Here is a 12,360-nt window from a genome sequence, read left to right on the forward strand (position 1 = left end):
CTAATCCGGTGCAACCGCTTGTGCGTCATCTTACCGGGTTGCACTCAACAGCGTTGCCACGATCGTGCAGTCTCTATTGCTCCGATTTTCCCAAGCGTGCCTCGTGCCTCGTTGCACCAGAACATCTCCAGCTTTCATCAAGGTTTCCGCGCCTTCCAAGATTGCCCAGATCTCACCGTTGACAATCGTGACGATGTCGATTGAATCGGTCGTGTGCATTGCCGGATTGTTGTCTCGTCCAGTTCGATGGTTAGCTCCCCAATCCTCGAGAGACTTGGCATATCCGGCCTTGTAGTCATAAGAGCTGTCCGGCGGGAACGTTGTCGTCACGACGGTGACGCCATTCGGCGGGGGACGGAAGTTGACTTCAGTGATGGAACTTTCCGCCTCGATGCTCACCGGAATAGATCGTGCCTGCCACATCATGTTGACACAATAGGCGTCTCCGACGAACCGTTTGTCCGACAGAGCATCACTGACTATGGTCGAACGGCCATCGGCGCCGACACCCGTGACGACGAGGCGCGAGCGCGCGTTGCGGTGGTCTGTCTGCAGACCGTCCTGTTTTTCGTTTGTCATTGATCTCTCCTCTGTTTTTTCTTGTCAGTGTGGGAATAGTGCTGCCTTTATCATCGTTTCGCGCTCGCCATGAATGCCGCGACCACGCAGTCGGAGCTCGTGCGGTTATGCCATGTATGCTTCGTGCCACGCTGAATGAGGGTGTCGCCTTGCCTTAGAAGAATTTCGCCTGTTTCGACGCAGGCAAAGACTTCGCCCGAGATCACAACAATGATGTCCAACGTGTTCGTCGCGTGCATACTTGGATCGTCCTGCGATCCCGCTGCGGCGTCGGCCTGAAGCTCAGTGAGTGACTTGGCATAGTCCTTGGAGTAGTCCCAGGAGCTGTCCGGCGGGAATGTCGTGATAAAGAAGTTGAAACCGCGTTCTGGTGGAACATTCGTGATCTCGCGGAACGCCCCTATCGCATCGACGGGGATCGGTATTCCTCCAACCCGCCATACCATGTTAACCGTGAACGCATCGCCGACAAATCGCTCCTCGACGACCTCGTCACTCACAAATGTCGAACGACCCTGAGCATCTACCCCTGTCACCACGCGGCGCGCCCTCATCGTGCGATGGTCACTTGCCACTTGCGCTTTGGTCATCCGTTTCTCCCTTGAGGAATTTTGACAATCTCCGCCTCTGAGCTTGTCGTTCCCGGCCGTGCAATGCGGTCATCTTGCCGGACGAGACAGTGTAGCACCCCTATTTCACGGAACCTGCGGTCAAACCCTTGACAATAAACTTTTCGAGAAACAGCCCGACGATCACGAGCGGGAGGACGGATGCGAAACACAGCGCCGCCATCGTCCACCATCCGACGCCGGAAACACCGGTCTGACTGGCGACCATCACCGGCAGGGTCTTGGCGTTCGAACTCGTCAAAAGAGCGGCGAGAAAGTATTCGTTCCAACAAAGGATCACTGACAGGATGAATGCTGCCGCCAGCCCTGGCATCGCCAGAGGTAACACCACGCGAAAAAAGGCTCCCCATGTTGAGCAGCCGTCGACGAGAGCGGCCTGCTCAAGTTCGCGCGGGATGGATGCAAACTGGTCACGCGTGATCCATATGACGATCGGCAGGACAGACAGTGTGTAGATCAAGATAACACCGATGCGGGTGTCGAGGAGATCAACCGCGCGGTACAAGATGAGGATCGGCATTGCCAGCACGGCCGGAGGAAGGATCAGCTGAGATAGGAAGAAAAATGAAATGTCCCTGTTGTGCAGGGGCCCAGCGCGATAGCTGAACCTTGCGAGACCATAGGCCGCCAGGGAACCAAGGACGAGAGACAGCGAAGACGCGCCAAGCGAGATGATGAGGCTATTTTCAAACCTCGAGAAAAATTCCGTGCGTACTGTCGAGGCTTCGAAAATCGTGTCTGGCGAAAAGCCGAGCGAACGCCAGCCGACCCAACTGGGAACGTAGTCGACCCCGGGGATGAGGCGCCCGCGGATGACATCGCGGCCAAGTTTGAACGACGTCGTCAAGGTCCAGTAGATTGGAAACAGGCACACGACGGTCCAAAGGCAAAGGGCCGCGTATATGAGCGACTTCCCGGTCGCCTGTTGCAGACGCTTGTTCATTCGCGATCCTCCTTGTACCGAACAAGGCGTGCAGACGTTCGGATGAGTAGGAGCAAGAACACCGTAATAAGGATCAGGTAGACAATCGCCAGCATCGTCCCATATCCGATGTTTGCTCGATCGCCTGTCATGCGAAAGATGAAGCTCGACACAGTATCTGTCGCACCGCCTGGACCGCCAGCAGTGACATTGATGACGACGTCCGCAAGCTTCAAGAGAAAGATCACTCTGATGAGAATGGCGGTAATCGATACGGGAAGCATGAGCGGAAATGTGATCTGCCAGAACGCTTGCCATGACGTCGCGCCATCAACTCTGGCCGCCTCCTGTATCTCCTTGTCCATCGCCTGTAGCCCAGCAAGCAGGAGAATGATCATGAACGGTATCCAAACCCACGCATCTATGGCAGCGATGCTGATGCGCGCAGCCCAAGGCGAGGTGAAGAAGCTCGGGTCATGCCACCCCAAAAGGCGCATGAAGTTCGAGACCGGTCCTGCGCGAAGATCCATCATCGAGCGACCGATCATCCATGAGATTGCTACCGGACTGAGCATGAACGGCATCAGAAAGGCGACCCGGAAAAATTTTCGTCCGCGAATGTCGGCATTCAGCAGCAAAGCCAGCCCAAAAGCGAGTATATATTGGACGACGACGGTGCTGAGATAGAAGAGCATGTTGGCAAGCGCATTCCAGAAGTAGGTGTCGTGCACCAAGTCGAGTAGGTTGCTCAAGCCGTTGAAATGCGGCCCTGACCTTCCAGCGAGGTTCCAGTCCGTAAATGCGGCGAAAAAGGCAAACACCGTCGGAAACAGCACAATTGCGACGGTGAACAAAATCGCCGGCAGAACGAAGAGAGCTCGCCATCCTGCTTCTCCCCGCGTCAAGATGCGAGATGCACACAACATCACACCCCAGAAGACGTAGGCATAGACAACGGGGCGCCAGGTGTCGAAACCGATGGTGATGATCTCGAGCGTATAAAGAACCTGCAAGGCGAGCATGGCGCTTAAGGTGACGGTCCCAACCACCAAGAGCCCGAAACCGAGCCGTGGATGATGGCGGACTGATGGCTTGGCGGCCTGATTTCGTTCCATGTTTGCATAGTCGATGGCGGTCAATTTCGTGATCCAGCGCTAACTTCGGCACCATTGTGTGTGAACGGGAAGCGCTCACCAAAGTAAGTGCCTCTTATTCCGGTTTAAACCTTGCGTCCGAGCGCCTGCTGGTAAAGCTTAATCTGGCTCTCGCGTCCCAGCTGGTCCGTGATCTTGTTCCAAGCCGCCGCGATGGCGTCAGCTCCCTGCTGCGCTGTCATCCCGCCGGAGTAGATCTTCGCCAAGATTTCTTCGCCTGCACTGTAATATTGAAACGTGCCGGGGATACGCAGATCGAGCGCCGGATTTGGGTGGTTATACGTATCCTGAGTCGCCTTGAGATAGCTGGTGATATAGTTTTCATTGTATCCCGCGCCAACATATTCACTGACCGTGAACTGGCTGTTACGGTAGGGTTGCATGCCCGACGGGTACAGTGAGAGCCAAAGTGCAAGGTCCTTGCCGCCCAGATGTGCGGCGGCTGACCAGGCCGCCTTGTGTTTGACCGGATCGCTTTCCGCTCGCTTCGTCACATAGATGCCGAGCCCGCCGAACGCCATGTTGGGTGCGGCGTTCGGACCGGATGCAAGTTTTTCCCATTTTTGCGTTTTGACATTATACACCTCGTCAGAGGCAGGGTTTACGCTGAACGCAATGCGGTCGCCCACGACCGATTGGTCACTTGTATTGGCATTTTGCCCGATATCCCCCCACCATGAGATCATCGATCCGGTTCCGGCAAGAAACTGCGTGAAGCCCGTTCCCATCCCGTCCATGTTCAGCTGGTCTGAAGGTTCGAAGGGTAGTGCATCAACGACGTCCTGGATTGCACGAACCCAGGCGGGGTTGTTGACGAGTGGCTCCATTGTTTGAGGATCGAAAATCCATGCGGGCTCGCCAGGATACTTCGCGTAGGGCGCGACGCGATCCATCAAGAAGTAAAATCCGAAACCGCCCCAGGGTTTGCAATGGTCGAGATAGCCGTAGACGCTTACCCCGTCGAGTTCCTTGCCGTTCAGGAACTTCGTGGTCGCTTGGACCTGCTGCCAGGTGGCTGGTACTCCCCAGGACGACAAGCCGGCCTTGTCTTCCCCGTATGCAGTCCACGCTTCGGAAAATGAAGGATCAAAAAAGACGTCTGTTCGATAGTTGAAGATGTGGCAGTCGCCATCAACTGATATCCGATAGGTCTTTCCGTCCCAAGTCCCGATCGGCGGTTTCAGGTAATTGACGTAGTCGTCCATGTCAATTTGGGCTGGCACCCAATCCGGCATCTCGGAGAGCAAACCACGTCCTGCCGTATCGCCTTCGAACGGGGGGCCCATCTCCAGCAGATCAAAGTCGACTGTCTTGAGGGCGATCGACTGCTGCAATCTCGCATTGAAAGTGTTGTTGTCCAGATCGATATAGGTGATCTTGGCGCCTGTGTAATCTTCCCAAGCCTTGAGCAGCCCGCGGAACAGGATGATATGAAGGTTTTGGGTGTTCAGGCCCATGAACCTCAGTTCCACACCCTTGAATTCACCGGGCTTGACATTTTTCTTGGTCGGCCCCAAGCATAGCTCCCCTACCCTTTGCCAGTCCGAATCGGTTGGCTGGCGTGCGCCAACGCCGGGCACCTGCGCAATCTGCTTGCGCAGGTCCACATCCTCCGGCGACATATCAGTTGCAAAGAGTGAATTCGGCCAGGTGGTCGCTGCGCTAACAGCCGCCAAGCTTGCGGCGCTTTGGAGAAGCGATCTCCGGCTCATGCGCATGTACTGATCGTAAATTTCCAGCTTCATGGTAGGTCCTCCCAGACTGCCAAAGTGAACAATTTAAGCTTTCAGATGCGTCGGATAACTCCAATCTTTTCGCTGCACGGCAACGATGCATGTAAGCACGCGATATGCTCTTGCCGATTGAGCTGCGCAGCAACGGGAATGATCGACAATCCCGATGTCTTGCAAAGCTAACCCTTGGCCTACCGCGGTGTCAACAGACATCCTGTATAGTGAGATTTTATTTTTCATATTCTGCTGCCTCTCCTAGGCCAGCCTTGGTGCATGCGACCCATGAGAGTGCCTGCTTCAAAGCCTTTCGCGAGGGTGGCGGCGACCAGTCAGCGGAAGGTGATCGTGCCGGTGCATGAAGGTGAACGTCAGACGGCAGAGCGTTCGATATTTTCGATTTTGGCGCTCAATGTCGCACTCCACGTTGCGCTATTGTAAATTGTCTCATTCTATGCGACTTTTAGATGTCGCATGACCGGCTGAGGAGAGCGGGTTGTGAGCTATGCAGAGGAGGAAAAATGGAGCGCAATCCAGCGTATCGGAGCTATTTCCCTGATTTCGATGATCTCATCGATCACAACGAGGATCTTGTCCCCCTGTATACCGGGACAGGGTACAGCGAGGGCCCCGCATACTTTGGGGGCGGACGTTACCTTGTCTGGTCCGACATTCCCCGAGATCGGATGTTTCGGCTCGACGAGACTGACGGGTCCGTTAGCATTTTCCGACAGCCATCACAGCATGCGAACGGCAACACGGTTGATCTATTGGGGCGTCTCATCACCTGCGAGCATGCCTCGCGCCGTGTGACCCGGACAGAACATGATGGTTCGATCACCATCATCGCCGATCGTTGGCAGGGAAAAGCGCTAAATTCGCCGAATGACGTTGTCGTCAAATCCGATGGGTCGATTTGGTTTACCGATCCACCCTACGGAATTGATAACAACTATGGTGCTCCGACAGCAGAAAGCGACATCGGCGCCCACTATGTCTTCCGCGTCGATCCCTCATCGGGCAAGATCGATGCGGTGATCACGGACATGATCATGCCCAATGGTTTGGCGTTCTCTCCAGATGAAAAAAAGATCTACGTTGTCGATAGCGGTCGCACCCATTCCCCCTCCGACCCGGCCCATATTCGCGTCTTCGACGTCAGCGGTGACGGACGCGTGACCGGTGGCAGCGTCTTTGCCGAATGCGACGCTTTTATTTTCGATGGCATGCGACTTGATGAGCGCGGAAATATATGGGTCGGCGCTGGTGACGGCGTCCAATGCTTCAATCCGCATGGAGAACGGATCGGATGCATTGCAACACCCGAGGTCTGCGGCAATGTTGAATTCGGTGGCGGGCCAAGCCTCAACCGGCTCTACATCTGCTGCATCACCACGTTATTTTCGATCAATCTGAAAGTCAGTGGACTAAAGCGCCGCTATCTGCCGCAAGCAGCCTAATTTAGTCGCGGTCGCGGCCGGCTTGGGACGCAAAGTGGATCAGCCTCCACGCGTTCTTGTCCGCTCACGAAGAGCAATTGGTGTTACAATCTGGAGGGTTACAATGGCATCAATCGAAATCAATGGTATCCGTAAGTCCTATGGAGCGCTTGAGGTGATGCATGGCGTATCGCTTTCTATCAAGGACGGTGAGTTTATCGCTCTCGTTGGACCGTCTGGGTGCGGCAAGTCCACATTGTTGCGCATGATCGCCGGACTTGAGGAGGTCACCAAGGGTGACATCAGCATCGGCAACGCGGTCGTGAACGACCTCCCTCCCCGAGATCGCGATATTGCCATGGTGTTTCAAAGCTATGCGCTGTACCCGCACAAAACAGTGGCGGATAACATGGGCTTTGCGCTGAAGCTTCGCAAGACCCCGAAGCAGGAGGTCGAGCAGAGGGTGCGAAAAGCTGCTGAGATCCTGGATCTCGTCCCTTACCTTTCTCGCTACCCGCGTGAGCTTTCCGGCGGCCAACGACAACGGGTGGCGATGGGGCGTGCAATCGTCCGCGATCCTGCGGTGTTTCTTTTTGATGAACCGCTGTCCAACCTCGACGCAAAGCTGCGCGTTCAGATGCGCGGCGAGATCAAGGAGCTCTATCAGCGTCTCAAGACCACCACCGTGTACGTGACGCACGATCAGGTCGAAGCCATGACCATGGCTGACAGAATCGCTGTTCTGCGCAATGGTCACCTCGAACAAGTGGGGACACCGATCGAGCTTTACGATCGTCCCAAAAACGTCTTCGTTGCGGGTTTCATTGGCTCGCCATCGATGAATTTCATCCGTGGGCGTTTGATGGACGATGGCTCGCCTCGCTTCATTTCTGATGACGGCGTAAGCCTTCCGGTCGGTCAGATCTCAGATAGTGCAAGGGGAAAAGATCTGCTTTACGGAGTGAGGCCGGAACATTTCATTATCAGCGAAACAGGCGTTGAATGCGAAGTTCGCGTCGTTGAACCGACCGGGGCTGAAACCGCAGTTGTCTTCATGCTAGGGCAAAGTAAGCTGATGGCCGTTTTCCGCGAACGTATCAATGCCAAGTGGCATTCGACCATTAAAATCCTTCCGGACGTTTCCGCAGTTCACCTTTTCGACGCAGAAAGCGGCAAGCGCATCGAATGAACGGAGTGTCTGCAGGATAACGCTGTCGATCCCATAGGGCCCAGTGCGCATCAACCCGCTTCTGGGTCCTCAGCTGTCGCGCAGCTGGCGTCCGATTTTCTCGCCGATCATCATACAGGCTGCATTGATGTTGCCGCTGATGAGATCAGGCATCACCGACGCGTCGGCGATCCAAAGATTGTCCAGCCCGCGCATTTTCAGGCCAGGCGTGACAACATCATCGTCGGACGTGCCCATGCTGCACGTGCCCGCGGGGTGATAAGCCAGACTCGTCGTATTCCTGACATAATCGACAAGTTCGTCGTGGGTGACGAGCCCTAGCTGCGGGTCGACGTGCTCGGTGATCATGTCGGCCAATGGTTTTTCCGAGACGATGCGCCGCAAGAGCAGGATGCTTCTTACTAAAGTCTCCACATCTTCTACGTCGCCAAGCAGATTGGGATGTATTTGTGGCGCGATGTGGGGATCTGCACTTGTCAGCCGAACCGTACCGCGGCTCTTGGGATGGCTCTTGTTGATGTGAATGGAGAATGATGGATAGGGGAGGATCGTCACGCCCTTGTAGAAATTCGTGCGTTCCTTGGCGAACACGGCCGCAAGGGGTGCGAAATGGATCTGGACGTCAGGTTCAGGTTCCTCAGGTCGCGATCGAAGAAAAGCTTGGGCTTCAGCGGGCGTGGCAATCGGCCCTTGACCAGAGAAGAGGAATTTTGCAAGGAAGCCAACCTTCTGCAATAGGCCCTCGGTCGGATTATAGGTTGGCAACGAGGCGCGAAATGCCGTTCTAATAAGGGGGTGTTCCATGAGGTTCTTGCCGACACGCCGGCGCTCGAGCTTCGGCTCGATGCCGAGTGGGACTAGGTCTTTTGGATCACCAATCCCGGACAGCATAAGGATCTGCGGCGTGTTGATCGCGCCACCGCATAGGACAACGCGTTGCGGACGCGCGCGGCACAGGGTACCCGCGCGATCAAAAATGATGTCGCTGACCTTCCCGTCTTTGATTATGAGCTTTTGGACGTGAGCGCACGTGAACAGTTCCAGATTCTTGCGCCGCAAAGCTGGCTTGAGAATGACATCGGCTGACGTGCGCCGAAAGCCGCGGATCTGGTTGAACTGTCCGCGTCCAACCCCTTCTTGCCGGGTTCCGTTGTAGTCTGGGGTCCGCGCATAGCCGGCAGCTTCCGCTGATGCCAAAAACGCCCCGGTTAGTGGGTGACACTGTCTCACTTCTCGAACCGGGACTGGACCGGTCGTACCGCGGATTGTGGTGTCGGGGTGATGTTCGAAAGGCAGTTCAACACGTTCCAAGGCGCGGAACAGCGGCATCACGTCGTCGGCTGACCATCCGATGTTGCCCATGGCCGCCCATCGGTCGTAGTCCGAGCGCGTTCCCCGCACGTAGTTCATGCCATTGATGCTTCCCGTGCCGCCGACGACCCGACCACGCCGCCAATGATCAGACCGTCCGTTCCGAGTAAGGTCGGGTTCTGACCAGTATCCCCACTCGTAGCGCGACAGGTCGAAATAGTATCCAAGTCCAAATGCTTTCAGGAGGAGCGAATCTGGAGGACCGGATTCCAGCAGGAGCACTCGGGTTCCCGGATTTTCGCTCAGCCTTGCAGCGACAACGCTGCCAGCACTACCGGCACCGACCACGATATAGTCCCAATGGCCGGTGTCTTGGGCAGAATGGAAGTCGGACATATCCGTCCCCTTCCCTAGCGCTGAACAAAATTGTTGGCTGGTCCGGATTGGGCCGTCGAAATCCAGACACTCTTGGTTTCCAAGAACTCGTTGATCGCGTCGAGGCCGCTTTCTCGGCCAATGCCCGAATGCTTCACGCCACCGAAAGGGACCATGGCACTATAGGCCCGATAGGTGTTTACCCATACGGTTCCCGCGTGCAGGGCTTTTGACAGGCGCACGGCTCGGCCGATATCGCGCGTCCAGACGCCAGCAGCCAGGCCGTAGATGACATCATTGGCGATTGTGACAGCCTCTTCCTCGTTCTCGAAACCAATGACCGAAAGGATCGGTCCGAAGACTTCTTCTTGCGCGATGCGCATCTTGCTGGTGACGCCGGTGAAGATGGTCGGCTCGAAGAACAGGCCGCCCGTCAAGGTCGGGCCCGTTGCGGGATGCCCGCCCAAAATGCAATCGGCGCCGTCGGCTCTGGCGACATTGACGTAGTGCAGCACCTTGTCGAACTGCGGTTGTGTGGCGATTGGCCCTATCTGCGTATCGGCACTGGCGGGATCACCGAGTTTCAAATTGCGCGCCGTATCTGTAAGCCGTGCGATGAACTCGTCCTTGATCGAGTTTTGCACCAGAAGCCTTGAACCCGCTGTACACATCTGGCCAGCCGCGCCGAAAATGCCTGCCACTGCACCCAATAAGGCCTGATCGAGATCCGCATCTTCAAACACGATGTTTGGCGATTTGCCACCAAGCTCCATCGCCGCCCGCTTCATCCCCCGCGCCGCGGTTTCGTAAATCCGCTTTCCCGTCGCATCGGAGCCGGTGAAGGTGACCATGGCGACATCAGGATGTTCGACGAGCCGAGCGCCAATCTCTTGTCCGAAGCCGGTAACGACGTTCAGGACGCCGTCTGGAAGACCAGCTTCCTTGGTCAGTTCTGCGAAGGCGAGCGTGCTTACCGATGCAAATTCTGATGGCTTGACTACGACAGAGCAGCCCGCCGCCAGCAATGGCGGGCACTTGAGGGCGACAAAACCAAGCGGCGAATTCCAGGCGGTCAACGCTGTTACGACGCCTACCGGTTCCCGATAGGTCATCGCGAGCATCTCATTCTTGTCGACCGGGATAACCGTGCCTTCGATCTTGTCTGCGAGTCCGGCAAAGTAATACCAGTGGCTTGGGATCGTCTTCAGCTGATGGCGCATCTCCGCCAGGATCTTGCCATTGTCACGCGATTCGTACTGGGCCAGTCGCTCGGCGTTTTGCGGATCGGACAAGAGATCGCCGATACGACGCAGAATGTGGCCACGCTCGGTCGGGTTCATCCGAGCCCAAGGTCCATTGAACATTGCTTCATGCGCCGAGGCGACGGCCGCGTCAGCATCTTTCTGGTTGCCCCTGGCGATCTTTGCCCAGGCATTGCCCGTATATGGTTCCGTGGTGTCGAGCCACTCACCCGAAGCGGGGCTGTGATGTTTTCCGCCGATCCAATGCTGATAGGTCTGCATGCTGCTATAACTCCTGTATGGTCCACTTGCACTGACGCGCCGATAACGCCGGCGCGACCGTTTCGTGAGGCGTGACGGCTGTTTTAATCATCTCGACTGACAGTCGGCAGAGGCGATGTAATCCGCGCGGGTCTTGTAGCGGCGGATGGGACGGCTTCCATCCCACGACTGTGCCAGTAACTTGAAACCCTCGTAATATGTCAGGCGTTCGGGTGTCACGGCATTAAGCTCGATCATATAGCCAAGGCCACTTGGTCCACCAAAGAAGCTATTGGTCTTGACCCCATCCCTTCCTGCGACCCAAGCAACTTCATTCAGCCCGCCACCGCGAAGTTGATCACAGCAGAGCTCGTAATCATCCGGGAAAAACGCAACATGGTGGAGGCCTTCGCGACCATCGTCGAGGAAGTCCCTGTAGGGCGAAACAACCGTGTTAATCTGCTGAACTAGTTCCAGCTGGACGTCGCCGCAATAGCAAAAGCCAAGCGACGTTCTGATGTCTCGTTTGATCCCTTTGTAGACGAAGTCACGGTCCCCTATCGCTTCTTCAACAACCACGAAGGGACCGACCCGTAGGACATTCGTCCAAAAGCCAATCGCGGCTTCAAGATCGTTCACCACATAGCCGAGCTGTCGCACGGGTCCGAGCAAAGGCGCCAGAAATGTCGATTCTGCTCCGGGGATCATGTTCACGACCTTTTTGAGAGGAATTTTGGAAAGTGGCCCGGTTATTGAATCGTGACCCCGGCATCGACAGAGAGCGGTTCGCCGATGACATAGGACGACCCGTTGCTGCAAAGCCACAGTACGGCGTGGGCGATCTCTTCAACCGTTCCCAGTCGGCCAAGCGGCACGGCTGCTTTGGAAAGCTTCGTGTCCAAATCATTGTCGTTGACCATTCGATGGACCATGGGCGTATCGATCGTCCCAGGGCAGATTGCGTTGATCCGAATTCCGTCGCGCCCCGCTTCCAGGGCGGCTGACTTGGTCAGTCCGAGCATGCCATGTTTGGCAGCCACATATTGAGCACGTTGGGCAACACCAACTTTGCCAGCCAGCGAGGAGTTGTTGACTATTGCACCGCCCCATCCCTGCTTTTTCATCTGGATGATCTCATATTTCATGGCGCTCCAGACGCCCCGCAGATTGATGGACATCACGTGGTCGTATTCATCGACTGCCATGTCGGCAATATCTTTGGCACGGGTGATGACGCCCGCATTGTTAAATGCACAGTCGAGCCGACCATAGATCTCTACGGTCTTTGCAATCAAAGCCTTGACCTGATCGTCGTCGGCGACGTTGCACACGAACGAAGTCACCTCACCGCCCTCGGACCGGATTTCCTCCACGGCTTTTTGCAACTGTTTTTCGTCGATGTCGGAAAGAACCACTTTTGCGCCGGCCTCGGCGAAAGCTCTAGCTGCGGCCAACCCCATCCCAGCTGCCGCTCCGGTTACGAGCGCGACTTCACCTGTAAAATCATATCTCACCTTACCCATGAATGTC

Annotated in this window: 11 protein-coding genes; 2 read left to right on the forward strand and 9 right to left on the reverse strand. The window is 56.0% G+C overall.

The genetic code is table 11. The annotated features are described in order from the left end of the window. Positions 1–30 precede the first annotated feature (30 nt). The 5 genes from ASE04_RS28575 to ASE04_RS28595 all read right to left on the reverse strand — a co-directional run bounded on the left by ASE04_RS28575 (position 31) and on the right by ASE04_RS28595 (position 5,029). A complete protein-coding gene (locus tag ASE04_RS28575) occupies positions 31–579 on the reverse strand; it encodes a cupin domain-containing protein (protein WP_056826011.1) in 549 nt (182 codons plus the stop codon). Between the two features lie 50 nt (positions 580–629). Continuing rightward, positions 630–1,169 (reverse strand): hypothetical protein, encoded by a 540-nt coding sequence (locus ASE04_RS28580; RefSeq protein ID WP_056826013.1) that lies wholly within the window; start codon positions 1,167–1,169, stop codon positions 630–632. A gap of 100 nt (positions 1,170–1,269) precedes the next feature. After that, entirely contained in the window at positions 1,270–2,151 is an 882-nt protein-coding gene (locus tag ASE04_RS28585) for a carbohydrate ABC transporter permease (protein ID WP_056826015.1), read from the reverse strand. Further along, positions 2,148–3,245: a carbohydrate ABC transporter permease gene (locus ASE04_RS28590; protein WP_056826440.1), complete on the reverse strand. Its 1,098-nt coding sequence runs from the start codon at positions 3,243–3,245 to the stop codon at positions 2,148–2,150. The genes ASE04_RS28585 and ASE04_RS28590 overlap by 4 nt, the downstream gene beginning before the upstream one ends. 104 nt (positions 3,246–3,349) lie before the next feature. Continuing rightward, positions 3,350–5,029, reverse strand: coding sequence for an extracellular solute-binding protein (locus ASE04_RS28595; protein WP_056826017.1), 1,680 nt, complete (start codon positions 5,027–5,029; stop codon positions 3,350–3,352). 506 nt (positions 5,030–5,535) lie between these two features. Between ASE04_RS28595 and ASE04_RS28600 the strand changes: the two genes are divergently transcribed. Next, positions 5,536–6,474 (forward strand): SMP-30/gluconolactonase/LRE family protein, encoded by a 939-nt coding sequence (locus ASE04_RS28600; RefSeq protein ID WP_056826019.1) that lies wholly within the window; start codon positions 5,536–5,538, stop codon positions 6,472–6,474. A gap of 103 nt (positions 6,475–6,577) precedes the next feature. Next, positions 6,578–7,642, forward strand: a complete 1,065-nt coding sequence (locus ASE04_RS28605; RefSeq protein ID WP_056826021.1) for an ABC transporter ATP-binding protein — start codon at positions 6,578–6,580, stop codon at positions 7,640–7,642. 69 nt (positions 7,643–7,711) lie between these two features. On the opposite strand, the gene ASE04_RS28610 is transcribed toward ASE04_RS28605, so the two are convergent. The 4 genes from ASE04_RS28610 to ASE04_RS28625 all read right to left on the reverse strand — a co-directional run bounded on the left by ASE04_RS28610 (position 7,712) and on the right by ASE04_RS28625 (position 12,353). Beyond that, positions 7,712–9,349 carry a GMC family oxidoreductase gene (locus tag ASE04_RS28610; protein ID WP_056826023.1) on the reverse strand — a complete coding sequence of 546 codons (1,638 nt, stop codon included), beginning with the start codon at positions 9,347–9,349 and terminating at the stop codon, positions 7,712–7,714. 14 nt (positions 9,350–9,363) lie between these two features. Then, positions 9,364–10,851, reverse strand: coding sequence for an aldehyde dehydrogenase (locus ASE04_RS28615; protein ID WP_056826025.1), 1,488 nt, complete (start codon positions 10,849–10,851; stop codon positions 9,364–9,366). Positions 10,852–10,938: 87 nt separating this feature from the next. Then, positions 10,939–11,538 carry a VOC family protein gene (locus tag ASE04_RS28620; RefSeq protein ID WP_056826027.1) on the reverse strand — a complete coding sequence of 200 codons (600 nt, stop codon included), beginning with the start codon at positions 11,536–11,538 and terminating at the stop codon, positions 10,939–10,941. A 41-nt stretch (positions 11,539–11,579) separates the two neighbouring features. Further along, positions 11,580–12,353 (reverse strand): SDR family oxidoreductase, encoded by a 774-nt coding sequence (locus tag ASE04_RS28625; protein ID WP_056826030.1) that lies wholly within the window; start codon positions 12,351–12,353, stop codon positions 11,580–11,582. Between the last annotated feature and the right edge of the window lie 7 nt (positions 12,354–12,360).

It is taken from the genome of Rhizobium sp. Root708 (genome assembly GCF_001429725.1).
Taxonomy (GTDB): domain Bacteria; phylum Pseudomonadota; class Alphaproteobacteria; order Rhizobiales; family Rhizobiaceae; genus Rhizobium.